The 25,564-nt window shown below is 42.3% G+C and carries 25 protein-coding genes; 15 read left to right on the forward strand and 10 right to left on the reverse strand.

What is annotated here, in order from left to right; all coding sequences use genetic code 11:
* Nucleotides 1-21: 21 nt before the first annotated feature.
* Nucleotides 22-1,347 (forward strand): TlpA disulfide reductase family protein, encoded by a 1,326-nt coding sequence (locus HUJ22_RS12640; RefSeq protein WP_290878059.1) that lies wholly within the window; start codon nt 22-24, stop codon nt 1,345-1,347.
* A 77-nt stretch (nt 1,348-1,424) separates the two neighbouring features.
* Here HUJ22_RS12640 and HUJ22_RS12645 read toward each other — a convergent pair whose 3' ends face one another.
* Entirely contained in the window at nt 1,425-2,201 is a 777-nt protein-coding gene (locus HUJ22_RS12645) for a lytic murein transglycosylase (RefSeq protein WP_290878060.1), read from the reverse strand.
* A 505-nt stretch (nt 2,202-2,706) separates the two neighbouring features.
* Between HUJ22_RS12645 and lpdA the strand changes: the two genes are divergently transcribed.
* The 7 genes from lpdA (at nt 2,707) to HUJ22_RS12680 (ending at nt 9,144) form a co-directional block, all read left to right on the forward strand.
* The gene (gene lpdA, locus HUJ22_RS12650; RefSeq protein ID WP_366871101.1) at nt 2,707-4,128 is read left to right on the forward strand and encodes a dihydrolipoyl dehydrogenase; all 1,422 of its coding nucleotides are present in this window, start codon (nt 2,707-2,709) and stop codon (nt 4,126-4,128) included.
* 155 nt (nt 4,129-4,283) lie between these two features.
* Nucleotides 4,284-5,009: a lipoyl(octanoyl) transferase LipB gene (gene lipB / locus HUJ22_RS12655; RefSeq protein ID WP_290878062.1), complete on the forward strand. Its 726-nt coding sequence runs from the start codon at nt 4,284-4,286 to the stop codon at nt 5,007-5,009.
* Between the two features lie 161 nt (nt 5,010-5,170).
* A complete protein-coding gene (gene lipA, locus HUJ22_RS12660; protein ID WP_290878063.1) occupies nt 5,171-6,052 on the forward strand; it encodes a lipoyl synthase in 882 nt (293 codons plus the stop codon).
* A gap of 109 nt (nt 6,053-6,161) precedes the next feature.
* Nucleotides 6,162-6,863, forward strand: a complete 702-nt coding sequence (gene plsY, locus HUJ22_RS12665; protein ID WP_290878064.1) for a glycerol-3-phosphate 1-O-acyltransferase PlsY — start codon at nt 6,162-6,164, stop codon at nt 6,861-6,863.
* Nucleotides 6,860-7,876, forward strand: a complete 1,017-nt coding sequence (locus HUJ22_RS12670) for an NAD(P)H-dependent glycerol-3-phosphate dehydrogenase (RefSeq protein WP_290878065.1) — start codon at nt 6,860-6,862, stop codon at nt 7,874-7,876. Before plsY ends, HUJ22_RS12670 begins: the two co-directional genes overlap by 4 nt.
* An 83-nt stretch (nt 7,877-7,959) precedes the next feature.
* On the forward strand, nt 7,960-8,658 hold the full coding sequence (locus HUJ22_RS12675; protein ID WP_290878066.1) for an ATP-binding protein: 699 nt from the start codon (nt 7,960-7,962) through the stop codon (nt 8,656-8,658).
* Between the two features lie 36 nt (nt 8,659-8,694).
* Nucleotides 8,695-9,144: an iron-sulfur cluster assembly accessory protein gene (locus HUJ22_RS12680; protein ID WP_290878067.1), complete on the forward strand. Its 450-nt coding sequence runs from the start codon at nt 8,695-8,697 to the stop codon at nt 9,142-9,144.
* Between the two features lie 143 nt (nt 9,145-9,287).
* Here HUJ22_RS12680 and HUJ22_RS12685 read toward each other — a convergent pair whose 3' ends face one another.
* The 9 genes from HUJ22_RS12685 to HUJ22_RS12725 all read right to left on the reverse strand — a co-directional run bounded on the left by HUJ22_RS12685 (nt 9,288) and on the right by HUJ22_RS12725 (nt 18,467).
* Entirely contained in the window at nt 9,288-9,656 is a 369-nt protein-coding gene (locus HUJ22_RS12685) for a type II toxin-antitoxin system VapC family toxin (RefSeq protein ID WP_290878068.1), read from the reverse strand.
* The gene (locus HUJ22_RS12690) at nt 9,646-9,903 is read right to left on the reverse strand and encodes a CopG family transcriptional regulator (RefSeq protein WP_290878069.1); all 258 of its coding nucleotides are present in this window, start codon (nt 9,901-9,903) and stop codon (nt 9,646-9,648) included. The genes HUJ22_RS12685 and HUJ22_RS12690 overlap by 11 nt, the downstream gene beginning before the upstream one ends.
* 141 nt (nt 9,904-10,044) lie before the next feature.
* Nucleotides 10,045-11,292 (reverse strand): NAD(P)/FAD-dependent oxidoreductase, encoded by a 1,248-nt coding sequence (locus HUJ22_RS12695; RefSeq protein ID WP_290878070.1) that lies wholly within the window; start codon nt 11,290-11,292, stop codon nt 10,045-10,047.
* Between the two features lie 90 nt (nt 11,293-11,382).
* A complete protein-coding gene (hslO, locus tag HUJ22_RS12700; RefSeq protein WP_290878071.1) occupies nt 11,383-12,285 on the reverse strand; it encodes an Hsp33 family molecular chaperone HslO in 903 nt (300 codons plus the stop codon).
* Nucleotides 12,286-12,734: 449 nt separating this feature from the next.
* Entirely contained in the window at nt 12,735-14,108 is a 1,374-nt protein-coding gene (locus HUJ22_RS12705; protein WP_290878072.1) for a M28 family metallopeptidase, read from the reverse strand.
* A 10-nt stretch (nt 14,109-14,118) separates the two neighbouring features.
* Nucleotides 14,119-14,559, reverse strand: coding sequence for a hypothetical protein (locus tag HUJ22_RS12710; protein ID WP_290878073.1), 441 nt, complete (start codon nt 14,557-14,559; stop codon nt 14,119-14,121).
* Nucleotides 14,560-14,696: 137 nt separating this feature from the next.
* Complete coding sequence (locus HUJ22_RS12715; protein ID WP_290878074.1) at nt 14,697-15,971, reverse strand: peptidoglycan DD-metalloendopeptidase family protein; 1,275 nt, start codon at nt 15,969-15,971, stop codon at nt 14,697-14,699.
* A 50-nt stretch (nt 15,972-16,021) separates the two neighbouring features.
* Complete coding sequence (locus HUJ22_RS12720) at nt 16,022-16,783, reverse strand: DUF4292 domain-containing protein (RefSeq protein WP_290878075.1); 762 nt, start codon at nt 16,781-16,783, stop codon at nt 16,022-16,024.
* A 1-nt stretch (nt 16,784) separates the two neighbouring features.
* The gene (locus HUJ22_RS12725; RefSeq protein WP_290878076.1) at nt 16,785-18,467 is read right to left on the reverse strand and encodes a tetratricopeptide repeat protein; all 1,683 of its coding nucleotides are present in this window, start codon (nt 18,465-18,467) and stop codon (nt 16,785-16,787) included.
* Nucleotides 18,468-18,825: 358 nt separating this feature from the next.
* On the opposite strand from HUJ22_RS12725, the gene HUJ22_RS12730 reads away from it, so the two are divergent.
* The 7 genes from HUJ22_RS12730 to HUJ22_RS12760 are packed head-to-tail and all read left to right on the forward strand — an operon-like array spanning nt 18,826 to nt 25,520.
* Complete coding sequence (locus tag HUJ22_RS12730; RefSeq protein WP_290878077.1) at nt 18,826-19,470, forward strand: GNAT family N-acetyltransferase; 645 nt, start codon at nt 18,826-18,828, stop codon at nt 19,468-19,470.
* The gene (gene argG, locus HUJ22_RS12735; RefSeq protein ID WP_290878078.1) at nt 19,467-20,666 is read left to right on the forward strand and encodes an argininosuccinate synthase; all 1,200 of its coding nucleotides are present in this window, start codon (nt 19,467-19,469) and stop codon (nt 20,664-20,666) included. Before HUJ22_RS12730 ends, argG begins: the two co-directional genes overlap by 4 nt.
* The gene (gene argC / locus HUJ22_RS12740) at nt 20,659-21,624 is read left to right on the forward strand and encodes an N-acetyl-gamma-glutamyl-phosphate reductase (RefSeq protein ID WP_290878079.1); all 966 of its coding nucleotides are present in this window, start codon (nt 20,659-20,661) and stop codon (nt 21,622-21,624) included. The genes argG and argC overlap by 8 nt, the downstream gene beginning before the upstream one ends.
* Nucleotides 21,624-22,751 carry an aminotransferase class III-fold pyridoxal phosphate-dependent enzyme gene (locus HUJ22_RS12745; protein ID WP_290878080.1) on the forward strand — a complete coding sequence of 376 codons (1,128 nt, stop codon included), beginning with the start codon at nt 21,624-21,626 and terminating at the stop codon, nt 22,749-22,751. Before argC ends, HUJ22_RS12745 begins: the two co-directional genes overlap by 1 nt.
* Nucleotides 22,748-23,701: an N-acetylornithine carbamoyltransferase gene (locus HUJ22_RS12750; protein WP_290878081.1), complete on the forward strand. Its 954-nt coding sequence runs from the start codon at nt 22,748-22,750 to the stop codon at nt 23,699-23,701. Before HUJ22_RS12745 ends, HUJ22_RS12750 begins: the two co-directional genes overlap by 4 nt.
* Nucleotides 23,698-24,459 carry an acetylglutamate kinase gene (gene argB / locus HUJ22_RS12755; RefSeq protein ID WP_290878082.1) on the forward strand — a complete coding sequence of 254 codons (762 nt, stop codon included), beginning with the start codon at nt 23,698-23,700 and terminating at the stop codon, nt 24,457-24,459. The genes HUJ22_RS12750 and argB overlap by 4 nt, the downstream gene beginning before the upstream one ends.
* Nucleotides 24,456-25,520 (forward strand): M20 family metallo-hydrolase, encoded by a 1,065-nt coding sequence (locus HUJ22_RS12760; RefSeq protein ID WP_290878083.1) that lies wholly within the window; start codon nt 24,456-24,458, stop codon nt 25,518-25,520. The genes argB and HUJ22_RS12760 overlap by 4 nt, the downstream gene beginning before the upstream one ends.
* Nucleotides 25,521-25,564 lie beyond the last annotated feature (44 nt).

Consider the following 25,564-nt stretch of genomic DNA (forward strand, 5'->3'; position numbering starts at 1 on the left):
ACCCTATCTATTTCTTATTCAATGAAAAATCTATTCATCTTATTTTCTGTAATATTTCTGCTGATCTCCTGCACGGAGGAAAAGACCGGGCCTCCTTTTAAGGTAGAGCTTCCGCTTACGGAGAACACAGGGCAGGTTCCGCCTATTTTAGCACTCACCATGGGAGGTAATTATGTGTTTGATCCTCAATATCCCGGAGAGCCGTCGGAGCTTCCCAATGGAATGGAAGAGGGTGAGGTTATTCATGGGATTTTGGATCTTGAGCAATATGTAGTTCAGGGCTATGCGGAAGGATTTATAGATTCATCGATCTATCAGCGGAATATGATGCTGATTGAGGAAGAAACGGTTACAGAAGAATGGGTGGATGTAATCTTTACGGTAGTCGTAGGTGAAGATCAAAATGGGGATATGATGGTGTTTGTGGAAGACGAAAACGGGGAGTTTGATGAAGAGAATCCTGTTTATTTTGAGCCGTCAACGGTGGAGTTTCAGGATAATGTGTTTGAAGTAATGGAGGCGAGTGTAACGGCAAGAATGGAGTATTTCAATGGGAAGGAAATTGTAGGTTATGAAGGCCCGGCCAGTTTACTCTATCTTTCTGATACCAAACCTTCGGGAAGCCTGCAGCTTTATTTTAATCATCTTCGAATGGGGTCATGGACCGTCAACGATCAAACCTTCGATGTAGCCCTCATCAAAGAAAGTGCTCCGCCGTATCGCATCGAGCCTTACACCTACTTCTACATTGACCTCGATGAAGATGGTCAGTTCGACATCATGGACGATGGATTTGAAGCCTATCCCGTAACCGAGCCTTTTAATATTGCCGGCGAAAGCTGGGAGATCTCGGAAATTGCGGCGGATGGAAGTTCCATAACCATTGTAGATTCGGAAGAGGAAGTGGATCCCAAAGTAGCTTTACGCCCCGGAACGGAAGCCCCGAATTTCACTGCTGAAACCCTGAGCGGCACCAAACTCACGTTATCAGATCTCCGCGGTAAATATGTGATGATCGATTTTTGGGGAACCTGGTGTGCTCCCTGTATCGAAGCATTGCCTGTTATAAAAGAGGCTTATGATACCTATGCTGGGGAGAATTTCGAGATCGTAGGGATTGCGAATGAACCCAGTATGGAGCGGTTCGAAGATTTTGTAGGACGTGAAGACCTCGATTGGCCGCAAATTCCTGAGATCTACGAAGAGAACAATGAGATCCAGGAACTGTATTCGGTGAATTCCTATCCTACCTATTACCTGGTCAACCCCGATGGAGAAATTGTGGAATACGGAATGGCGCTTTCTGCAGATAATTTGATAGAGACGCTGGCGAAGTATTTGGAGTAGGGGAAGCTCTCAGCGATCAGCTTTCAGTTTTATGAAGAAAAACTGAAAGCTGAGTGCTGACGCCTGAAAGCTCAAGATCATTCCGTCCCATCCATTACCAACACTGCTTCATCAGCCAAAGCCAGCACCACTTTCGTGTACATGGTACTTGGGTTATAGCGAAAAATGGCTTTTTCTACTGATCCGGTTATTTCTTTGAAATGGGCCAAATAATTAGCCACGGACTTAATATTGTTTGGCATGTGATACAGATCCTTTCCAACAAACCATCGGTTCAGCGAATAAGGAATAAATTGAGCGTAAGACATGGCCCCCGCATAACTGGATTCCATTGCCAATACATCGAGATCATTGTTTTTAGCAAAAATGAGAAGCTCTTCCAGCTGGGCTTTGGCAAATTCACTTCTATGCCCCTCTGCATACATCGACACATAAGCGTTGAACGGATTGTAGCTTCCTCTATATCTTCCAAATTCTGATTCAATCCCCAGGATCCCGGCGATTATATTTTTGGGAATTCCATATTCTTTTTCAGCATCGTCAAGCTCCGTGGCGTACTCAGTCATAAAACTGCGGATATTGTCTTTCTTGCTGTCATATCCAACCGCTCCCTGATAATCCTCAAAACTCTCGATCCTGACCTCGGCAGCACGCGTAAACTTCCCGGTGATATCCTCCACTAACTTAAAGCGGGAATCTTCGAGCATTTCATTAAACGCGTAGCCCTTTGCTTCAAAATAAGCAGCCAGTTCTTTGATGTTCTCCTCCATCTTCAATGGATCAGTGAGGCCGAAATTGGCCAGAGTTGGTGCGGTAATAAATAACAGTAATAATGTGATGATTGTCTTTTTCATAGTCTATAACGGATTTTATCGTCTCTCTGCTTCATTATAACAAAACTATAGGGAATAGAGAATTAAAGATTTTGAATTTTTCGATCAAAAAAACTCAGCCATGCATACAACGACCCTCACCTTTTTTTCCTCTCCCGGGAGAGGAGGGCGTTTTAGCTAAATCTGAGACATATAAGAGGCTGTTGTCGACGGGGGTAATCTTCAATTCAGAACAAAAATATCCCAAAGAGCTTCCCCGGTCGGGCGGGGATTGAGGGGTGGATAAAAATCACCAAGATCACGTAAAACATTTTCGATCTCGAAATTGATTTTAGGACTCGCTCTATCGGAGTGAGTCAATTTTTAAATAGACAAAACTTCAATATTCATTATTCCTTGTTCAATGTTGAATGTTCATTCGAAGTTCAACCCAAAAACCCTTACCTTTTAGGGCTTTTAAAAGTCCGCTATGCTTGGTTTCTCTGAGGATGGCGCCAAATTTCAAAACTATTATCAAAAAAGTACCATGGCAAAAGAATTTGATGTATGTGTAATTGGGTCAGGCCCCGGCGGATATGTAGCCGCCATTCGCGCTTCTCAGCTTGGCTTTAAAACCGCAATTGTAGAAAAGAGACATCTTGGCGGTGTTTGTTTGAATATCGGTTGTATCCCAACCAAAGCTCTGTTGCGTTCGGCAGAAGTGTATGAATCGATCGAGCATGCTTCTGACTACGGAATTAATGTGAAGGATTACTCAGCAGATTTTGGCGGCATGGTAAAGCGAAGCCGTGGTGTTGCCAACAAAATGAGTAAAGGCGTTCAGTTCCTCATGAAAGCAAACAAAATAGAGGTGTTCATGGGAACCGGCGTATTCAAATCAAAGTCTGAGCTGGCGGTAAATGATGACAAAGGCAAAGAGCAGGAAAGCATTAAAGCCAAGCATTTTATTGTGGCTACCGGTGCACGTCCGCGTGAGCTTCCAAGCCTGAAGATCGACGGCGAGATGATCATCGATTCCGAAAAAGCGATGACCATGGAAAAGCAGCCTAAGAAAATGGTGATTGTGGGAGCCGGCGCTATTGGAGTTGAGTTTGCATATTTCTATCACACCATTGGAACAGAGGTTACTTTGGTTGAACTTCAGAAGAATTTAGTGCCTGTAGAAGATGCGGATGTTGGAAAAGAACTCGGCAAGATCTACAAGAAAAAAGGCATCAACGTAATGACCGAAAGCACGGTTGAGAATGTGAAGAAGAAAGGGAAAGGCGTTGAAGTGACTATCAAAACCAAGAAAGGCGAAGAGAAAGTAACTGCCGATGTAGTTCTTTCCGCTGTTGGTGTGACCGGAAACATCGAAGGTCTTGGCCTCGACAAAGCCGGTGTTAAAACCGAAAAAGGTTCTATCGTGGTAGATAAGAAAACCTACAAAACCAACGTGGACGGTATTTATGCCATCGGTGACATCATCGGTGCTCCATGGCTGGCACACAAAGCTTCTCATGAAGCGACGGTTCTTGCGGAGCAACTGGCCGGACAAAATCCACACCCGATCAACTACAACAACATTCCGGGCTGTACTTATTGTGAGCCTCAGGTTGCTTCTGTTGGTCTTACCGAGCAAGCCGCTAAAGATGAAGGTTATGATGTGAAAGTTGGTAAGTTTCCGCTTTCTGCATCCGGAAAAGCAACAGCGCTCGGGCACGAAGAAGGTTTCGTTAAGGTTGTATTTGATGCCAAATACGGTGAATGGCTTGGTTGCCACATGATCGGATTCGGAGTGACTGAAATGATTGCTGAAGCCGTTGTGGCTCGTGATCTTGAAACCACCGGGCATGAAATTATTAGTGCGGTTCACCCACATCCAACCCTCTCCGAGGCCGTGATGGAAGCTGTTGCTGAAGCCTATAACGAAGGTGTTCACTTGGGAACTCCGGTTAAGAAGAAGTAGGAACATCGAACTTCCAACAAGGAACATCGAAAGTTGAACGAATTTGGCTCCTGCGGGAGCCATTTTTGTCTCAGGTTTAAATTAAGTTTTAAAGTTGAATTAGGATTAGTCCTCCCTTGAGGGAGATGCTGAGTTTTGATTTAGAATTCAAACAAATGCCACAAAAAACTATCGAACTGTACGATTTGGGCCATGCTTCATATCAGCCGATATGGGATTTGCAGAAGTCTGTGCAGCAGCGACTGATCAATGAAAAGCGAGCAGAGCAGAAAGGCGAGTTTCAAGGAAGGCGCCTGGATGATTTCCTGTTTTTTGTAGAACATCCGCATATCTATACGCTTGGGAAGAGCGGACGAGAAGAACATATGCTCCGATCCATGATGGAACTCCAGCAACTGGAGGCTGAATTTATCAAAATAGATCGTGGTGGTGACATTACTTATCACGGGCCCGGACAAATTGTGGGATACCCTATTCTGGATCTTGATCGACATTTTACGGATGTGCACAAATATCTTCGGTTCCTGGAAGAAGTGATGATCCGCGTATGTGTTGATTATGGATTTGATGCGCATAGAATTGAAGGCGCTACCGGTGTTTGGGTAAACAATGAAAAGATCTGTGCCATGGGCATTCGGTGCTCACGCTGGGTAACTATGCACGGTTTTGCGCTCAATGTGAATACCGACTTGAGATATTTTAACAATATTGTGCCGTGTGGGATCGATGATAAAGCCGTGACAAGTTTACAAAAACTTTCCGGCGAAGAAATTGACCCCGATAAAGTTAAAGAGCGGATCGTGTTTCACTTTCAAGATGTTTTTGAAGTCTCCATTTTAAGCAAGGGTTCTCTGCAAGAAGTGGAGCAGATTATTTCGTAACTTTAATGCTTGAATTTATTGAGTGGAATAGAGGTCGATACAGACTAAATTCTCACCAACAAGTTTCTCCTCCCGGGAGGAGATCAAGAGGAGGGTAAAGTGGGATCAAGCTTTGCAGCATGATCCATCTCAACTCTCCAATAAATCACTAAAAAAGCACCATGATTAAAGAACTTCAGGTAGTAGATAAACCATCAGAGAAAAACCGCCGGCCCGACTGGCTGCGGGTAAAACTCCCATCAGGAGAGAAATTTAAAGAGGTTTCACAAACCATTCGAGACAATAACCTGAACACGGTTTGTTCTGAAGCCCGCTGCCCGAATATGGGCGAATGTTGGGGAGCCGGAACCGCCACATTTATGATCCTGGGAGATGTTTGTACGCGTTCCTGTGCTTTTTGTGCGATTAAAACAGGTCGCCCGCCGGCTGATCTGGATTGGGACGAACCAAAACGCGTAGCTGATGCTGCCGCTAAGATGAAGCTGAAGCATGTGGTGCTTACTTCTGTGAACCGTGATGAACGCAAAGATGGGGGTGCACCCATTTTTGCCGAATGTCATAAAGAAATTAGAAAAGCCATTCCCGGTGTAACCATCGAATCCCTCATCCCTGATTTTCGCGGTGAATGGGATGCCGCTCTTCAAATTGTATTTGATACCCCGCCGGATGTACTTAGCCACAACTTAGAAACGGTTCCAAGTAAATATAGAAGAGTACGCCCTCAGGCTCGTTACGAACGTTCACTTGAACTCCTGCAGCGAACTAAAAATGCCGGTATCCGAACCAAGACCGGAATCATGGTTGGGCTTGGCGAAAAACGTGAAGAAGTCATTGAGCTCATGCAGGATTGTGTTGATCATGGAGTAGATGTGCTTACTATAGGCCAGTACATGCAGCCAACCAAGATGCACCATCCGGTAGTGGACTGGGTGCATCCTGATCAGTTTGCCGAGTACAAAGAAATTGGCGAAAAGCTTGGAATTGAGCATGTGGAAAGTGGCCCGTTAGTTCGTTCTTCTTACCACGCCGAACGTCATGTTTAATATGTTTGGTCAATTGTTATTAGCGTATTGGTTAATAGTGAAAAATCACATTAATCAATAACTACTAACTGACCCTCGGTTATAGTAACTTCCGAAAAAGACAAGGCATATGATTGCATTATTTACAGTATTGGCTATTAGTTACGTGCTGGGTTCTGTTCCGGCTTCGCTTTGGGTGGGACAAATATTCCACAAAATGGATATCCGTAATTTTGGGAGTGGAAATCTTGGAACCACCAATGCTTTTCGGAACTTGGGGTGGAAGTCGGGAGTAAGTGTTTTAGTGCTCGACTTCATGAAAGGGTTTGTAGCTTCCTATTGGGTAGCTATGTATGCTTTTGAGATCGGAAATGGCCCCATCGCTCCCCCTGGTTGGGAAGCGGATGCTTTCCTGAAGATTACTTGTGGACTCTTTGCTGTGGTCGGTCATATGTTTCCTATTTTCGCAAATTTTAAAGGCGGTAAAGGAGCAGCTACTGCCTGCGGAATGTTGTATGGGATCGAGCCCATATCCATCGGTATTTCATCAGTCATCTTTATTTTGATTGTATTCACTAGCCGGTATGTTTCCCTTGCTTCCATGGTCGCAAGTTTTATATATCCAATTAGCTTGTTGATAATGCGATATGGATTCGGATATTATGTGGATGGAAGTATTATCATATTTGCGATTCTTATAGCCAGTGGAATTATTTATAAACATAAATCTAATATTCGTCGCTTGATTGATGGTACCGAGAGTCGAATAAGTTTCTCTGGAAATAAAGAGAAAAAAGAAGATGTTGAAAATTTGGCAGAGGCAGAAGCATGAGTAACAGGAATGTAACCGTCATTGGAGCCGGAAGCTTTGGTACCGCGCTTGCTATGGTACTGGATCAGGCCGGGAATAATGTTCAGCTGTGGGCACGTGAAGAGAGTATTGCCAATCACATCAATGAAAAGCATAAAAACCCTTCTTATCTAAGTGATATTGCTCTTCCGAAGTCAATTTCTGCCTACAATGATCTTGAGCAGTGTATGCAATCTCAGGATATGGTTGTTTTTGCTACTCCCTCTCACACACTCCGGGATGTAGCTGCAAAACTAAAACCTTGCCTCGATGGACATGAAATTCTGGTCACAGTAGCTAAGGGAATCGAAAATGACTCCTTCAAAACTATGTCTCAGGTTTTGGTAGAGGTGATGCAAGGAACTACTCTGGAAGACAACATCGGAGTTCTCTATGGGCCAAGCCACGCTGAAGAAGTTGGTACATTAAAACCAACCACAGTTGTTGCAGCGGCTTATTCAACCCGAACAGCTAAGATTATTCAGGAAACATTTTTGACCCCTATGTTTCGCGTATATGTGAACAATGACGTGATCGGGGTTGAAATTGGAGGCTCGGTAAAAAACATCATGGCTATTGCGGCTGGTATCGTGGACGGTGCTGAACTGGGCGATAATGCCAAAGCAGCTCTCATCACACGTGGGCTTCATGAAATGAAACGCATGGGAACTATGATGGGTGCACACTCCGATACATTTTCAGGTTTGACGGGGATGGGTGACCTGATTGTAACATGCACCAGTACGCACAGCCGGAACCGATCGGTCGGCTTTCGTATTGGAAAAGGTGAAAAGCTGGATGATATTATTGAGAGCATGAACATGGTGGCAGAAGGCGTAAAAACTACGAAATCGGTATACGACTGGGCTATAAAGAATAATGTAGAGATGCCAATAACCAAAGCTGTTTACAGTGTTTTGTTTGACAATGTAGATCCGCGGGATGCGTTGTACAACCTGATGACGCGCGACGCTAAAAATGAAATTGTAATGTAAATCGGGTTACATGTTTCGTATTGCGGTTTTTTCTCTGTTAACTCACCGCAACGCGAAACCTGTAACTCGCAGCCCTTGTTCTAATGAAAGACGAGTTTGAATTCTATATGCAGTATTCTGATACGGTAAAAGTATCTAAACTGACAAGATCGGATCTCAAGAATCTTGTCCAAACGGGGGAAAGCAGCTTTTTGGAATTCAAGCACAGCGTAGCTTCTCCGGAAAAAATAGCTCGTGAAATGGCCGCCTTTGCAAATACCAAGGGTGGAACCATCCTAATCGGTGTTGAAGACAACGGAGAGATTTTAGGGGTTGAGGGATATCATGAGGAAGAGTTTTGGTTGAATCAAGCTGCTGTTGAAGAATGTATTCCCGAGATTCCCATCAAAATTGAATTGCTGAATGTTGGGGAACGGGATGTATTGATCGTAAAAGTCCCTGAAGCCATAGAAAAACCTATTTATGTGAAAGGAAAGCAAACCCGTCTCGTGTATGTTCGCGTTGAAGATGAAAGTGTGGTTGCCAGCGACGAATACATCGAAGTGCTAAAACAGAATTACTCCGATACTGGCGTAACTTTTGAATACGGAGAAAATGAACAACAGCTTTTCCGGTTTTTGAATGAATACGGGGATATTACCGTTAAAAGATTTTCACTGCTGATAAGTGTTACAACCTATCGGGCGGCTAAAATTTTGGTGAATTTAGTAAGTGCCGGCGTACTCGACCTGTTTGAAAAAGATGGCGTAACACATTACACATTTTCCCATAAAACTTCGTAATTTTGACTCGTTCTAAATAAAAGGAGCGATATAAACATGAGTGTTCAAGAAGAAAGTTTAGATGATGTTATTTCCTCACTGATCGATGTGGAGGAGGAAGATTCTGCAACTCCGCAACCGATTACGGAAGAAGACTATCAAAAAAATGAGCTTACCGGCGAGCCTGTAACGCTTACCGAGCGGGCGGCCAAACAGGTTGAGAAGATCAAGAATGAAGAAGATCTGGACGAAAATTTGTACCTGCGCGTTGCCGTTGATGGTGGAGGTTGCTCCGGACTCAGTTATAAACTGGGTCTTGATTACCGTACCGATGAAGATGAAATCTTCGAAAGCTATGGGGTTGAAATCATTGTAGCCCCTAAGCACCTTATGTACCTGGAGGGGATGCAAATCGACTACCCCGACGGACTGGATGCACGTGGTTTTACTTTTGACAATCCCAATGCCGTAGAGAATTGTGGGTGCGGGACTTCTTTTGCTATTTGATCACTATCACTAAATAAAATCCCTGCCTGCGCAGGGATGAGGGTCATGGTGAGTTAGGGCTTTTGGTGACTGAACCACCCTTAAACCCCATAGGTCATTTCCGCAGAGGGGGGGGTAAAATAATTGCAGCGCTTTTTATATAATCAGTAAGGAACGATTAGATTATCGGTCAAAATTGAGAAATGCTTTTTGTTGAGAGAGGCTACCGGTAAATTTCTTTTAATGGCTGTTGCAGCAATAAAAGCATCTGGTAACCTTATACCATGGCTTTTCCCATATTGTTTTCTCAATAAACCTGCTTCTTTTGCAATTTCAACTGAAACAGGGATTTGTTCTACAGAAGTTTCTAAGAATTCATTCAGTTCCCGCATTTCATTTTTAGAAATAATGCCCGCATACAATTCAGAGATAGCAACTACTGAAGTAATAATTGCATCAAACTGACTGATAAACTCAATGGCATTAGGATTACCTTTCAAAAAATCGATCAATATATTTGAATCAATGATCACGGTTCAATTGATCTAAGCGTTCTTTCCATTCATCGCGAAGTTTGTCCACATCAGGAATATCTTCCTTATCCTTCCAGATGCCGGCAAAATCCATGATGGATTTTTTCCTGGGCTTTGCTTTTTCCTTCGCTACATATTCATCAATTGCCTCGCGGATGATGTTGCTCTGTGTCGTACCTCGCTCATCAGAAAGCTTTTCGATGGCTTTTTTTTCTTCTTCGGTAAGATAAATTTGTGTTCGTTTCATAATTCTCTCTAAATATGATGTATATAATATACATCGTCTAAGAATACCACTCAAATCTCAAAAATGATGTCATGAATGGCTATTTATTCTTGGTTAAAAAGAAGATAGCTCCTGCCAATTAACGAAATAACCAATAATAAATTAACCCTCTTCCTCCTTCGCAATCAGACGCACACCGCGTTTAAACGTAATATAGTGCCAGATCCATTCTGCAAAAACCCGAAATCGATTTCGGAAACCGATGAGAAAGAAAATGTGGATGAGTCCCCACATCAGCCATGCAAAAAAGCCGCTGAATTTAAAGCCTCTGATATCAGCCACCGCTTTGGCCCGGCCAATAGTAGCCATAGTTCCTTTGTCAACATACCGGAATGGCTTTCGCTGAGAAGGTTTCTGTCCATTTTTAATGAAATTTCCTAAATACTTTCCCTGCTGCATGGCAACAGGGGCAAGGCCGGGCAGCGGATTTCCATCTTCATCTTTGACATGAGCCGCATCTCCTGCCACAAAAATGTAATCATCTCCGGGGATGGAAAGATCAGGTTCCACCATGGCCCGTCCCATGCGATCTATTTCAACCCCAAGTTTCTGAATTAACGGAGAAGCCTTTACTCCGGCTCCCCAAATAACATTGGGGGTCTCAATAAACTGTCCGTCAACCTGAACTCCATTTTTTTTGATTTCCTGAACCGGTAAATTCAAAAGTACTTCAACCCCCATGTTTTTGAGTGTTTTCAGGCCTTTTTCGGGCAACGGTTCATCAAAACCATTTAAAATCCTGCCGGCTGCTTCTACCAAGTAGATTTGGGTTTCTTCCGGTTTGATGTTCCTGAAATCACGCATCATACTTCGCTTGGCAATTTCAGCAATGGAGCCGGCCATCTCCACCCCGGTAGGCCCGCCGCCTATCACAACATATGTGAGGAAGGGTTTTCGCTTTGCCGGATCAATAATTTGTTCGGCTTTTTCAAGGGAAAACAGTATTCGTTCCCGTATTTTCAGGGCATCCGATAACGTTTTCAATCCCGGTGCATGCTCTTTCCAACTGTCATTTCCGAAGTAGTTATATTGAGCTCCGGGCGCTAAAATCAGGTAATGAAAAGGGAGATTCGATCCGTTTTTAAGATGAACTCTACGGCTTTCTTTGTCTATGCCGGTTACTTCTCCAAGCACTACAGTTACATTTTTCTGTTTGGTGAAAATTCCACGAATGGGCATGGCAATATCACCGGGAGAAAGTGCTGCAGTAGCTACCTGGTATAATAGCGGCTGAAAGAGATGATGATTGGTTTTGTCAACAATGGTGACATTGAAATCAGATTCAGCTAGTTTTTTTGCGGCGGAGATGCCCGCAAATCCGCCCCCAACGATGATGACGTTTTTCCCCATAGTTCACAAGTATATGTTGGTTATTTTTTCATTTTGGGCTTCTCTTTACTTTCTGCTTTATCTCATCTTTCGAAAAATACTCATTTTAATCTAATTTAATTTTGCCTTAGCGTCCATGATTATGTTCTCAACTTCCTCTTTCGAGATTAACTCTCTCTTGTTGCAATACTGACATACCACTTCTTGTCCTTCCCCTTCCATATCCTTGAGATCATCAAGGCTCAGCATAGATAAGGCATTTTTAAAACGTTTACGGTTGCATCGGCAGAAGAAATCTACCGGCTGTCGGTTTAGCTCTTTTACCTCAAGGGGAGAAATGGCTTTTTGCATAATTTCGTCAATGTATTGATCGTCGGACAATAACTCATCAATAGGAGGAAATGCCCCCAAACGTTCTTGCAGCATATCAATTTGACCATCCGGGGCACCGGGAAGGCGCTGTATCATAAGTCCACCGGCTTGTGTGACATTACCCTCTTCATCAATACCGACGTCAATAAGAAGGGCTGAAGGAATTTGTTCGGACTGAGCAAGATAATGAGCTACGTCGCTGGTTACATCCCCTTTTATCAATTGGATGCTGCTGGTACGAGGTTCTGCTTCATTATATAATATCTTAGAAAAAGTCAGCACACCGAGGCCAATACCATCTCCCAGTTGAGTCTCAGGATCAGCATAATCGAGCTCTGCTGTGGGGTTCTTAACATAACCGCGAATCTCACCCACAGAATTTGCTTCAGCTACTAAATGACCGATGGGCCCATTACCATCCATACGAAGCTGTATGCGCTCTTCCCCTTTAAGCTCAGACGCTAAAAGCATGGTGGCGGTTAATGCTTTTCCTAAAATTACGGTATTAAGCAATGAAAGCCGGTGATTGTCTTTTGCAGTTTTAACAACTTTCGTGGTTTTTACCACAGAGACTTTGAAATGACCGTCTTTTGTGATTCCCTTGATGAGTCGGTCCTTGAAATTATACTCTTCGATGTTCATAGAAGTGATAGGATACTATTTATTGTGTGCTCTTTAGAAATTATTATGCAACAAAGATACGCAGAATTATGGATTTTATTGGATGGGCGAATTGCAATAATTGTTATAGCCTTTGGTTACACCCTTTAAGCGATATCAAATTTCATCGCACAAAGTTGGTCTCGGTGCATCGTTGAATTGAGGCATTAAGCTTATTTTGGATGCTGATCCACCTCTCAATCCCCGCCCGAGCAGGGAAGCTCTTTGGTAGGTTATATCTAAAATGAGGATTGTAGCCACTAGCAACAAACTATAAACCATATCTAAATTCACCAAAGCGTCTTCCTCTCTTGGGATAGGAAATAAAAGCGAGGGAGGGGTTCGTCAAAGCTCAGTAATTGTGAATTAACCCCATTAAAAAAACGCTCCAACACAAAATGTACGGAGCGTTTAAATAACTTTAATATTTTTTAGTCCCCAAAAGAACCGGCAGGACCCGGGAATACTACCGGGCTCTCAAAACCACTTTTAGAAACACTGGCAACACCGAAATAATAGTTGTCGATGACGACGTTTTCGAGGGTGTGTTCGGTTACATCAGCCGGAACGAACACGCTTTTTTCCCACTGGTTGGAATCAGTAAGTCGCCAATAGATTCGATAACCGGCAAGTTGTGGGTTTTTATCCGGATCCAATGCTTTCCAACTTAAAGTAGCGCTCGGACGAACTGCACCGGAAATTGACACTTCAGCAGGTGGTTTCGGAGCCCATGACATTCCGGCCATAACCACGGCATTCAAGCCGGTAAGTTTTGCTGCATAATCAAATTCAACTTCACTTAGAACATCTCCATATTCGACTCCATCCTCAGTCCTGAGGTCTTGATGCTGATGATTATAATCTTCGTTGGTCTCCATAATTCGAACTCCCGGAAAACCTGCATCATTAAATGGGCGATGGTGGCCTCCACGACCAAAACGATCCAAACGATAGATCATCATTACATCCAAATTGCGAATGTACAGATCAGCCATTTTGTCTACATAGCGGGCAAGATTACGGGAAGGAGAATCCACTTCACCGCCGGTAAACCGTCTGATTCGGGCCTCTCGCTCCGTTTCAACCGCGCGGGTCCCTTCAGAAAATACACGTGCCGTTGTATTATCAATAACTCCATTGATTCCCTGAATGTTGCCAATCATATCATTATTCAACACCCCTTTAATATCCCAGCCTTGTTCTTTGGCATGTTCAGCTAAAATTTGTCCGCCAAACAGGCCTTGCTCTTCGCCGGAAAGTTGGGCATACATGATAGATCCTTCAAATTCATACTGTGTTAAAACGCGAGCTGCTTCAAGCACTCCTGCAACGCCCGATGCATTATCATTAGCGCCGGGTGAATCCGAAGTTCCATCCAAAGCATCACTGACCCGAGAGTCAATGTCACCGCTCATCATTATAAAACGATTGGGATCGGCAGTACCGCGTTGAATGGCAACCACGTTTACAATATTGGTTGGCTCAGGAATTCTTTGCGTCCCTTCAATCACGCCACTTACATAAAAGACTTCCAGACAGCCTCCGCAAGCTTCAGAAATTCGCTCGAACTCAGCTTTAAGCCATCGCCGTGCCGCCCCAATTCCTCTTGTGTCGGAAGTCGTATCGGAAAGGGTATGTCGGGTTCCAAAATCTACCAGTTTGGTGATGTCTGCCTCAATACGGTCAGCAGATGGTGCCGCCCCAATTTCACGCAAAACTTCAGTTTCAGGTGTTTGTGCTGAACTAATCCCAATAAGGAGAGTAGTAAAAAGAATAGGTAGAACAGTAGCTTTAAATAATTTCATAGGATTAGTTTTAATTGGAATTTTCGTGTTTTTCTTCATCCTGATTCAGGTATTCACGCAGATTTTGCTGAAATTTGATTTGGGCTTTTATTCCTGCCCGGTGGCCAAGAAGTGCACCCAATCCACAGGCTAACATTACAGTAAACATAAAAGTGAGTTCAAAATCTCCCAATCCTGCATCATAAATCTGAACCCAGATCAGCGGCGGTGCTGCCACCAAAAGCCCAAAAAAGTAAGGAGCCGGATTCACACCTTGCAGCCTACGCATAAAACGCCTGCCGGTCACAAAAACAATATTTAAATACACCAATCCAAACCCTAAAAGAAAAAGAGTTCCTACATAGGTAGGATCACTTATCTTAACTAAAAATTCAGAAGAAAAGAGCGTAAATACAGCTGAAACTATCAGCACGCCGGAAGAATAAAAAATAAAGCGTGGAAGATTATCCAAATCAGGATTGTTAGTTTATTTTGTTGATTTAATGAGACAGGCAGAAATTCCTAAAAACGAACCCCAAATTCCAATAAGAACATATCTTTTAACCTGATCTTTCAAATTATTGTAAGCACGGGTAAAAATCATTTGTTTTATTTTGCGGAAAGCCAGTTTTCCGGATTCACAAATTCTTTCCCATCACGAACGGCAAAGAAAAGAACTTCACCCAATTCAGACTCACTTGTACCGGAACGGCCTAATCTTTCTCCGCGACTTAGAACAGCCCCTACCTCCACATCAATACTACTCAAATTGCCATAAGCTGTATAGTAGGAACCGTGTTTCACAAATACCACATCGCCATATCCGCGCATAGGAAGAATATCCATCACATATCCATCTGAAACAGCATTCACGGGAGCACCGGGATCGCTTATAATATCAATTCCGGGATGTTCGGTAACCGAACCGTATAGGGGATTACGAATTCGTCCAAATTTCTTGGCTACGGTTTTACTGTTTACAGGCCAGGGCATTTGTCCTTTCGCCTGTGCAAACGACTGTTCATAGGTTAACAGAATCTCATCACTCACATAGTTTTCACGAAAAACAGAGCTTGTCGAATACTTCTCAACTTCATCTGCCCGGCGAGAAGGGTCTGCAATATTTCGGGCTTCTGCTAATCTCCTCAGGCGCTCATTTTCAGCCTCCCGCAATGATTCTTCTTCTGAAATCAGATTTGCAAATGAGTTCTCCAGGTTTTCTTTTTCTTCCCGGACTTTCCTTAGCTCTGCCAGCCAGGTGCTGCGTTCTTCTTTGATTTCCTCAACCGTTAATTCCTGCTGTTGCCGCTGATTATCTAATTCTTGTTTTTCATCCTGAATTTCATCAATCACGAGTCGGTTTCTTTGATAACTGTCTTCCAGTTCATCCTTCACTTCATCTAATTCAAGCCTTGCTTCTTTTATGGCTTCAGCTTGTTTGTTTTTTTGCTCATTAAATCGGCGTAGATAGTTCGACCTTACCAACATTTGGTTGATAGATCCTGAAGTTAATAGCAATTCAAGGCTTCCTGTTCTCCCATTTTTATAAGCATATAAAATGATTTTCTGATAACTTTCTATCAGATGTTCCAACTCGTTCTCACGCAGTTCAATCTCCTCTTCGGTAAGTTCAATTTCTGCTTCAATTTGCTTTTGCTCTTCTTGCAAATTTTTAATTTTGTCATCTTGAAGAGCAATGAGGTTATTCAGAGATTGAAATTTTTCATAAGATTGATCAAATTGCTCCTCAGCTTGATTTACCTTGGCTTGATAATTTTTAATCCGCGCTTCAAGCACATTAATTTCTGCTCGCGTATTTTCCTGCTGCTTTAGCAGTTCTTCTCGACGTTCTTCATAAGTTTGTGCAAATACATCAACACTCATCAACAATGTTATACAAACGAAGATAATTGTTTTGATATAACTGTTAATTCTCATAGCCGCTGAATCTTTATATTTTCCGGAATACTGATTTCTAATTCAAGATTACCCGGATTAACCGTCAGGCTTCGGACTAAAAAAACGACCCGGGAATCTCCATCCGCACTGAATATCGTTATTTTTCGAGGTAATATGAATCTTTCCAGCTCTCCATAGTTTTCGTAAATAATTTTAGAGTAGGGTGCTAAACCTGGCCGGGTCTGAGTCACTTGTTCAACCCATCTCTCTTCTTTATTTACAAAAACACGTGAACCATTATTTAAACGTAACTGAAAAGAATTATTGCTTTCGAATATTGCATTTACTTCTGAGGCATCTACTTTAAAATTAATCAAGTCCAGAATATTAATTGATGCCAGCTCATTCAGACTTGTCATTCGTCCATCATAAATGGAAATCTTTTGAGCCTCTTTATCTACCCGGTTGTAGATGAGAATGGAATCTTTATCCACCAGCATCTGCCCACCTTCAATACCAATTCGGTTATGAATAGTCAATAAGCTTAATTTTTGATTTGCTTCAAAATCTATTGTTACCCGGTCGCTATTACCCGGCTCACTTACTAATGCCCTGCCCTTGCCTGAAAGTGTATTAAGCTCATTAAAATAATTAGGAATGGAGGAAACAACCTCTTCTATCGGCACCTCACTTTCTCTAAAATCACCCTCTGTTATCGGCCTGGACGTACCACAGGCAGAAATCAAAAAACTTAAGAAGATGATATATAGCAGGAGGTGGTGAGAATTCAATTTCACGTTAATTAATTTTTTCTTGCAAATGGGTTCGGGTAGAGTCTTTCTCCAGTGCTTGCTCCCACCATCTCTGGGCTTCGTTAAGATTATCGAGTTTTTCATATACATCCCCCATATGCTCCAACACTTCGGCACTCGCTTCACCGGTATCAATAGCTGCTTTAATAAAACGTTGTGCACGATCATAATCTTTTAATTTATAATAAACCCAACCTACGGTATCCAGGTAAGCGGCATTTTCGGGAGCTAATTCAATGGCTTTTAGTGCTAAATCTTTAGCACGTTCCAGATTTTCTCCTCGTATCGATAGATTATATGCATAATTGTTCATGGCATTATCATTTTCTGAGTCATAGCGCAAAGCCAATTCATAAGCTTCGTCTGACTCTTCATGCTCCTCAAGATTTGCTCTTACATCTCCCAGTGTACCATAAACAATAGACTTGAATGGACGTCGAGCCGGTGCCCGAGCTGCATTTTCCAACCACTTTTCCGCTTCATTATTTTGGTCAGTTAACATATAGGCGCTTCCTACAAAAAATTGTATAAATGCATCGTCAGGAACCGACTCATGTGCTTGCTTTCCTACTTCGATAGTCTCTTTAAATTTCTGTTGATTCAGCAATAATTGAAGCCTTTGCCGCCACGCAATATCATCCTGAGGCAATAACTTGTTGGCTCTTTCCAATTTTTGAAGAGCTTTTTCAGGTTGATCCGTTTGCACATAAAATTCTCCTGCCAGTGTGAATGCAGGACCGAATTCGGATTCATTTTCAGTTAAAGAGTCTAGAATACGTTCTGTTTCAATTCTCAGCTGAATGTTTTGTGAATCATTCTGAGCTCTCGAATACATGAACCGGGCAATATTCATTTTTTCTTCGGCTTTTATTAATGGATCCGAAATAAAATTCGTAAGCAAGGTTCCGGCACTGTCCCATTTTTGTTCGTCTAGGTAAATCCCTGCTAAATTTATGAGCGTCTGGGGATCCCGGGCATTTCGGGCCAAGGCATCATACAGTGTTTCCTTCGCCTGACTTTTATCACCGGTTTTAGCATAATATTGTCCTAAGAGGTTGAGCATGTCCAAATTATCGGGATCAACTTCACGAATTTTTTCAAGCTGAGCTATAGCAGAATCAGGAATTACCAGGGCTTCAAAGTTTCGGAATTTCATTAACAATACTGAAATATCTGGCCCGGTCAGCTTCAATATTTCATTAAGGGTTTGGTTGGATTTCACAAACTCTCCATAATCCTTATAGGTATCCGCCAACATATATAAACCATCAAAATCATTCGGGTGATAATCGAGTAAGGTATTCAACTCTCTCAACGTAGCATTATTTTGGCCGGCACTACGATAAATCTGAGCTAATTTCAATCGATACCATTTGTTGTCAGGCTCGCTTTCAACTGCTTGCTTACCATATAAAGCCGCATTAGGAAGGTCATCCTGCATCAAATAGGTATCCGCCAGAGCATAATCTACCCCGGAGGCATTGGCAAGGTTTCTTTTTGCTTCGAGCAAAAGCTGCCGGGCTTTCTCATATTCTTCATTCTCAAAAGCCTCAATACCTCGTATGTATGCAGCTTTACCGGAAAGCTCACTATCGGTTTGTACCTGGGCCAATAGTGGACTGTACACCATTAAAAGTAAGACAAAAATTATATATCGATGATATTTCATAGCATTCATAATAACGCTAAGTATAACAGGAAAGTGCGATTTTTGCTCATATAGATTCCTTATTCATTTTCCAGGAAATGAAAGATTCTAAATGAGCTCAATCAGGGGGGCTGAAACAAATCTTTACACAACTGTGTAATTTAGTATTTGTTTTAGACCTCTTCCTTTCTTTAACTTTAGGCAATGCAAATTTCTCGTACACATAGGATCAATTTTACCGTACTCCGGCGGCCTCTACGACGGCGGTACTCATAATACTATAGCTGCTTTTTTCTGCAGCGCTCATCTCTTTACCGCAAGATCCTAACCCACAACTTCCTCAGGCGAAGTTTACCCATTCATTATTACTTCAATACCCATGTCCGTAGAAATATTTATCACTTCAGAGCATCATAACATCTATTCACAAGATATTTGTGTGTTAATTGAACAAGCTGCACATCAGCGAGGTACCGGTATAGCCAAGCGTGAACCTGAATACATTCAAAAAAAGATCAGTAATGGCAATGCCATTATAGCCCTTGACCGTAACGAGTTTGCAGGGTTTTGTTATCTCGAAGTTTGGGAAGACAAAAAGTATGTTGCAAACTCAGGTCTTATCGTCCATCCTGATTACCGTGGCAAAGGATTGGCAAAAAAAATTAAGGCTAAAGCATTTGAGCTCTCTAAGGAAAAGTATCCTGGGTCAAAGATTTTTGGGATTACAACCAGCCTCCCGGTAATGAAAATCAATTCAGACCTAGGCTACAAACCGGTTACATTTTCAGAACTTACCCAGGATGAAACATTTTGGAAGGGCTGTCAAAGCTGTCCCAACTACGATATTCTGACCCGTAACAACCGAAAAAATTGTTTGTGCACAGGTATGCTTTTTGATCCAAAGCACCCAAATAAAAAGCCCAGGGAAGAACGCGAAAAAAACATTGCCAAATACTATCGCTGGGTTCGATTAAAAACCGTGAAGTACCTCAAATTTTTAAGTCCGATAAAATCTCTGCTATGAAAAAGAAAAAAGTTTTACTCGCCTTCAGTGGCGGCCTCGATACCAGCTATTGTGCCATTTATCTCGCCAAAGAAAAGGGATATGAAGTTTATACCGCTGCTATAAATACCGGTGGATTTAATAAATCTGAAGAAAAATCTCTGGAAAAAAGAGCCAAAACATTGGGCATTGATACCCATATATGCTTAAATGTAGAAGAGGAGTTTTACCAAAAAGGCATCAAATACCTGATATTTGGTAATGTTCTTAAAAATCATACTTATCCTCTTTCAGTAAGTGCCGAGCGTGTTTTCCAGGCGGTGGCAATAGCTGAATATGCCAAAGAAATTGGCGCTGATGCCATTGCTCATGGAAGCACCGGGGCCGGAAATGATCAGGTCCGTTTTGACTTGGTTTTTAATGTGATGGCTCCCGATATGGAAATCATCACTCCAATCCGTGATCAGAAATTAAGTCGTGAAGAAGAAGTGGAGTACTTGAAACAAAACGGTATCGATCAGGAGTGGGAAAAGGCCAAATACTCCATCAATAAGGGATTGTGGGGAACTTCTGTGGGCGGAGCCGAAACGCTTAATTCACACCAAAACCTGCCGGAAAAAGCATGGCCAACAGAGGCGGTTAATCGTGATTCGCTAACTATAGAGCTTGGATTCGATAAAGGAGAACCAATAACGATAAACGGTGATCGCTTTGCGCCAATAGAATTGATTAAAAAGCTCGACTCAATAGCTTCACCATACGGTATTGGAAGAGATATTCATGTAGGCGATACGATCATTGGTATTAAAGGGCGCGTGGGATTTGAGGCAGCAGCTCCCCTGATCATTATCAAAGCACACCAACTGCTGGAAAAGCACACCCTGGGCAAGTGGCAGTTGTACTGGAAAGATCAGCTTGCCGAATGGTATGGCATGCTGATGCATGAAGGACAATATCTCGATCCGGTAATGCGCAACATTGAAACTTTCCTGAAAGACACTCAAAAAAGTGTGTCTGGAAAAGTATTCGTGAAACTGGAAAACAAGCGATTTGAACTGGAAGGCATTGAATCGGATTGTGATCTGATGGCTTCAAAATTTGGTCAATACGGTGAAATGAATGAAGCCTGGAGTGCGGAAGATGTGAAAGGATTTACCAAAATCCTGGCTAATTCCATGCTCATTCAAAAACAAGTTCAGGAGCAGCACAATGATTAAAGTCGGAATAATTGGCGGAGCCGGGTATACGGCAGGCGAACTGATTCGTATTTTATTGAATCATCCAAAAACGGAAATTACAAGTGTGGTGAGTCAAAGCCATAAAGGCGAATTTCTAGCTTCTGCACATCCTGATCTGGAAGGTGAAACAACGCTCAAATTTGATTCGGAATTAACACCAGATGTGGAGGTTATTTTTCTTTGCTCCGGACACGGAAAATCCACGGCAATTGTAGAGAATAGAGCGATTCCGGAAAGCGCAAAAATTATTGATCTGAGTTCAGATTACCGCATCAAAAGCAATAAACATGATTTTGTATATGGGCTTCCTGAATTAAATCGCGAAAATATCAAAAACGCAAAACATATCGCCAATCCCGGTTGTTTTGCCACATGTATTCAGCTTTCAATATTACCATTGGCTGATGCCGGTTTATTGAATCAGGATGTGCATGTGACCGCCATCACCGGAAGTACCGGGGCGGGACAAAATCCCACTGACACTACCCATTTTAGTTGGCGCAGTAACAACGCGTCTATCTACAAAGCTTTTACACACCAGCATTTAAGTGAGATCAGGCAAAGCATACAGCAGCTTCAGCCAAATTTCTTTCAAAACATTCATTTTATCCCTATGCGCGGAGCTTTTACAAGAGGAATTCTTGCCACATCCTATTTACCCTTGGGGGCTTCCCTGCAAGAAATTAAATCATTATTCGACACCTACTATAAACACCATCCCTTTGTACATATTTCTGAAACCTCTCCCGATGTAAAACGAGTGGTAAATACTAACAAAGCCTTACTTCACATTCAAAAAGAGAACGAGCAAATCCTTATTACCGGTGTCATAGACAACCTGCTAAAAGGCGCTTCCGGTCAGGCTGTTCAAAATATGAATCTGCTTTTTGGACTAAATGAAACAACCGGTCTCACCCTAAAATCAGGAGCATTCTGATGAATCTATTCCAAGTTTACCCCCTTCTCGACGTAGAGCCTGTCAAAGCCAAAGGCAATTACATCTATGATGACGACGGTCAAAAATATCTTGATTTCTATGGGGGGCACGCGGTTATTTCCATAGGGCATTCTCATCCGCATTATGTGGATCGTGTGAATGCACAGTTAAACGACATTGGTTTTTACTCCAATTCAGTTCCCATCAGTATCCAGAAAGAGCTGGCTGACAAATTGGGCAAACTTACGGAGTATAGAAACTGGAATTTATTTTTATGTAATTCAGGAGCCGAAGCAAATGAAAATGCACTGAAAGTTGCCTCTGCCCATAACAAGTGTAAAAAAGTCCTGGCTTTTTCTGGTGCTTTTCACGGGCGTACTTCCCTTGCCGTTTCTGTTACTGACAATCCCGATATCCTTTTTCCTGTAAATGAAGGGGCCGAAGTACTGCGTTATGCATTTGAAGATTTTGATGGCGTTGAATCAGCATTGAAAAATGAAGATATAAGTGCAGTAATTATAGAAGGGATTCAAGGAGTAGGTGGAGTTGTTGCTCCATCTCCTGAGTTTTTTAAACACCTCAGGAAGCTATGCGATAACACTGATACCGTCTTTATTTTGGATGAAGTCCAATCCGGATTTGGCCGTACCGGTAAATTTTTCGCCCATCAATTGTTTGCGATTGAACCGGATATAATCACCATGGCAAAAGGAATGGGTAACGGATTTCCGGTAGGAGGTGTGCTCATTCATCCCAAATTTGAAGCCTCTTTTGGAATGTTGGGAACGACCTTTGGAGGAAATCACCTGGCTTGTGCGGCTTCGCTGGCTGTTTTGGAAGTGATTGAACAAGAGAAATTAATGGACAATGCCATGAAAATGGGTGAATACCTGAAATTAGAGTTGAATAAACTTCCACAGATAAAAGAAGTGCGGGGATTTGGGTTGATGATTGGGGTGGAATTTATGGCCCCGGTGGAAAAATGGAGAAAAAAATTGTTGTATAGGCATCACATTTTTACGGGATCATCAGCCAATAAAAACGTCCTCCGGTTACTCCCTCCGCTTGGTATTAATAAAGAAGAATGCGATACCCTGATCAAGGCTTTAAAGGAGGTTTTGACATGAAATCATTTCTGTCCATACAAGATGTTTCAAACCTTCCGGCATTGCTAAAAGATGCTTTGGAAATAAAGAAAAATCCGCACCTTTATGCCAAGCTTGGGCAACAAAAGTCTATGTGTTTGATATTTCTGAATCCCAGCCTTAGAACAAGGCTAAGTGCTCAAAAAGCCGCTTTCAATCTTGGTTTAAGCACTGCTGTTTTAGATGTAGGGAGTCAGGGCTGGCAACTTGAATTTGGTGATGGAATAATCATGGATTCCGACAAAGCTGAACATATCAAAGAGGCTGCCGCAGTAATCGGTTCCTATTTTGATGTTGTAGCCATCAGGGCTTTTGCAAAGCTTGAAGACCGTAATGAAGATTACAGTGAACAGGTGATGGAATCGTTCAAAAAATACTGTCCCGTACCGATTATTAATATGGAATCCGGAACCGGGCATCCGTTGCAGGCCTTTGCCGATCTTATCACCATTGAAGAAAATAAAATGGTTGCAAAACCCAAAGTGGTTTTAACCTGGGCTCCTCACCCAAAACCACTTCCACAAGCTGTGGCCAATTCATTTTGCAGGTGGATACAAGCAGCAAACTTTGATCTCACCATTACTCATCCCAAAGGTTACGAATTAGTGGATGAAGCAGTCGGAAAGGCCACGGTCGTTTATAATCAGCAAAATGCATTGGATGGAGCTGATTTTGTATATGCCAAAAACTGGAGCAGCTATACAAATTACGGGAAAGTATTATCTAAAGATCCGGACTGGATGGTGACGCAGGAAAAAATGAATTTAACCAATCAGGGAAAGTTTATGCACTGCCTTCCCGTTCGACGAAATGTGATTGTGGAAGATGCTGTATTAGACAGTGATCAAAGCCTGGTAATACCGCAAGCAACTAACAGGGTGATTTCCATGCAAACTGTACTGAAGAATATTTTAGAGGAAATGAAAAAATGAGCTCTGTGAAAGTGGTAAAAATTGGAGGAAAGATCATTGATGATGATCAAATACTGGATGCTTTCTTGAAAGATTTTGTGTCCATTAAAGAACCAAAAATCCTGGTTCATGGAGGAGGTGCTATAGCTTCCAAAATAGGTAAAAAACTCGGTATTACACCCAATATGATAGAAGGCAGACGTATTACGGATGAAAAATCCCTGGAGGTCATAACCATGGTTTACGGAGGCCTGGTAAACAAAAAAATTGTAGCTAAACTACAGGCTTTTGGCAAAAATGCAGTCGGACTTTCCGGGGCCGACCTCAATATAATTCCCGCAAAAAAACGAAATCCTAAACCTGTTGATTTCGGTTGGGTTGGGGATATTGATCAAGTTAATTCTAAATGGTTGCTAAATTTTTTAAATCAAGATATAACTCCGGTACTTGCCCCACTCACCCACGATGGGAAGGGAAATATGCTAAACACGAATGCTGACAGTATTGCTTCGGCAGCATCGGCAGAATTGGCAAAAACCAATGAAACAGAACTCATTTTCTGCTTTGAAAAACCCGGTGTGATGAATAAGGAAAAGCTAATCACCGAGATAAACCTTCTTCTTTATCGTCATTTAAGGGATATAGGACTGATTACAGATGGAATGATTCCAAAAATAGATCTCGGATTTCAGGCACTCAAAAATGGAGTAAAAACAGTGAGTATTCGAAGTTTTAAATCCGTTTCCAAAATAACCTCGGGCACACAATTAATAACATGAATAAAATAGAACGACTTAGCGAACAGGCGATTGAGCTTCTAAAAAAACTGATTTCTATACCATCATATAGCAGTGAAGAGGATAAAACAGCTGATTTACTTTTAGGGGCTCTGGAAGAGTTCGGGTTTACCGTTCATCGTAAAGGAAATAATGTTTGGACATGGGCGGGAGAAATTGAATCAAGTAAACCTACACTGATGTTGAATTCGCATCACGACACTGTAAAAACCTCATCAAAGTGGATCAAGGATCCATTCACACCAACTTTGGAAAATGATAAATTATTTGGCTTGGGAAGTAATGATGCGGGTGGGCCACTGGTGAGTCTATTGGCTGCTTTTGTATATCTCAGCGAAAAAGAACAACCCTATAATTTAGTATTTCTGGCATCGGCCGAAGAAGAGACATCAGGGAAAAATGGAGTCCCAATCGTACTACCTGATTTGGGAAAAATTGACTTAGCCGTTGTTGGTGAACCGACATCTATGGACTTAGCCATAGCCGAGCGCGGTTTAATTGTTTTGGATTGTCTCAGCCATGGTGAAAGCGGCCATGCAGCCAGGGCAGAAGGTGACAATGCAATTTACAAGGCTTTGGAAGACATTCAATGGTTTCGCACTTTTCAGTTTGAAAAAGTATCGGAGGTGCTGGGCGAAATTAACATGACGGTGACTTTGATTGAGGCCGGAAGTCAACATAATGTGGTACCTGATGAATGCCGATTTGTTGTGGATGTGCGTCCCAATGAGTTTTATACGAATGACGAAGTAGTGAACATAATCCGCAAGCATGTAGGGTGTGAAGTGGATCCCCGGTCAACAAATTTAAATGCTTCAGGTATTTCACCGGATCATTCCATCGTAATTAAAGCGAGACAATCAGGAATCAGAACCTATGGTTCAAAAACAATGTCGGACCAGGTACACATGACCTTTGACAGTGTGAAAATCGGCCCTGGAGATACTCATCGTTCGCATACCGCCGATGAATTTATTTATTTGGATGAAATACGGGAAGGCATCAAAATCTATATTCAGCTTTTAAATCAATTAGAAATATAATGTGTTACGGTGTTATAGTGTTACCGTTTTCAGGTTAGGCACGG

The organism is Gracilimonas sp., assembly GCF_014762685.1.
GTDB lineage: Bacteria > Bacteroidota > Rhodothermia > Balneolales > Balneolaceae > Gracilimonas.

What these genes read in the sequence shown, in the direction of transcription:
- HUJ22_RS12715 (WP_290878074.1), bottom strand. Translation starts at nt 15,971, where the DNA reads ATGAGTGTTGATGTATTTGCACAAACTTATGAAGAACGTCGAGAAGAA.
- HUJ22_RS12680 (WP_290878067.1), top strand. Translation starts at nt 8,695, where the DNA reads ATGAGTGTTCAAGAAGAAAGTTTAGATGATGTTATTTCCTCACTGATC.
- HUJ22_RS12760 (WP_290878083.1), top strand. Translation starts at nt 24,456, where the DNA reads ATGAATAAAATAGAACGACTTAGCGAACAGGCGATTGAGCTTCTAAAA.
- HUJ22_RS12730 (WP_290878077.1), top strand. Translation starts at nt 18,826, where the DNA reads ATGTCCGTAGAAATATTTATCACTTCAGAGCATCATAACATCTATTCA.
- argC (WP_290878079.1), top strand. Translation starts at nt 20,659, where the DNA reads ATGATTAAAGTCGGAATAATTGGCGGAGCCGGGTATACGGCAGGCGAA.
- argG (WP_290878078.1), top strand. Translation starts at nt 19,467, where the DNA reads ATGAAAAAGAAAAAAGTTTTACTCGCCTTCAGTGGCGGCCTCGATACC.
- HUJ22_RS12690 (WP_290878069.1), bottom strand. Translation starts at nt 9,903, where the DNA reads ATGAAACGAACACAAATTTATCTTACCGAAGAAGAAAAAAAAGCCATC.
- HUJ22_RS12750 (WP_290878081.1), top strand. Translation starts at nt 22,748, where the DNA reads ATGAAATCATTTCTGTCCATACAAGATGTTTCAAACCTTCCGGCATTG.
- lipB (WP_290878062.1), top strand. Translation starts at nt 4,284, where the DNA reads ATGCCACAAAAAACTATCGAACTGTACGATTTGGGCCATGCTTCATAT.
- argB (WP_290878082.1), top strand. Translation starts at nt 23,698, where the DNA reads ATGAGCTCTGTGAAAGTGGTAAAAATTGGAGGAAAGATCATTGATGAT.
- plsY (WP_290878064.1), top strand. Translation starts at nt 6,162, where the DNA reads ATGATTGCATTATTTACAGTATTGGCTATTAGTTACGTGCTGGGTTCT.
- HUJ22_RS12675 (WP_290878066.1), top strand. Translation starts at nt 7,960, where the DNA reads ATGAAAGACGAGTTTGAATTCTATATGCAGTATTCTGATACGGTAAAA.
- HUJ22_RS12695 (WP_290878070.1), bottom strand. Translation starts at nt 11,292, where the DNA reads ATGGGGAAAAACGTCATCATCGTTGGGGGCGGATTTGCGGGCATCTCC.
- HUJ22_RS12640 (WP_290878059.1), top strand. Translation starts at nt 22, where the DNA reads ATGAAAAATCTATTCATCTTATTTTCTGTAATATTTCTGCTGATCTCC.
- HUJ22_RS12670 (WP_290878065.1), top strand. Translation starts at nt 6,860, where the DNA reads ATGAGTAACAGGAATGTAACCGTCATTGGAGCCGGAAGCTTTGGTACC.
- lipA (WP_290878063.1), top strand. Translation starts at nt 5,171, where the DNA reads ATGATTAAAGAACTTCAGGTAGTAGATAAACCATCAGAGAAAAACCGC.
- lpdA (WP_366871101.1), top strand. Translation starts at nt 2,707, where the DNA reads ATGGCAAAAGAATTTGATGTATGTGTAATTGGGTCAGGCCCCGGCGGA.
- HUJ22_RS12745 (WP_290878080.1), top strand. Translation starts at nt 21,624, where the DNA reads ATGAATCTATTCCAAGTTTACCCCCTTCTCGACGTAGAGCCTGTCAAA.
- HUJ22_RS12705 (WP_290878072.1), bottom strand. Translation starts at nt 14,108, where the DNA reads ATGAAATTATTTAAAGCTACTGTTCTACCTATTCTTTTTACTACTCTC.
- HUJ22_RS12725 (WP_290878076.1), bottom strand. Translation starts at nt 18,467, where the DNA reads ATGAAATATCATCGATATATAATTTTTGTCTTACTTTTAATGGTGTAC.
- hslO (WP_290878071.1), bottom strand. Translation starts at nt 12,285, where the DNA reads ATGAACATCGAAGAGTATAATTTCAAGGACCGACTCATCAAGGGAATC.
- HUJ22_RS12645 (WP_290878060.1), bottom strand. Translation starts at nt 2,201, where the DNA reads ATGAAAAAGACAATCATCACATTATTACTGTTATTTATTACCGCACCA.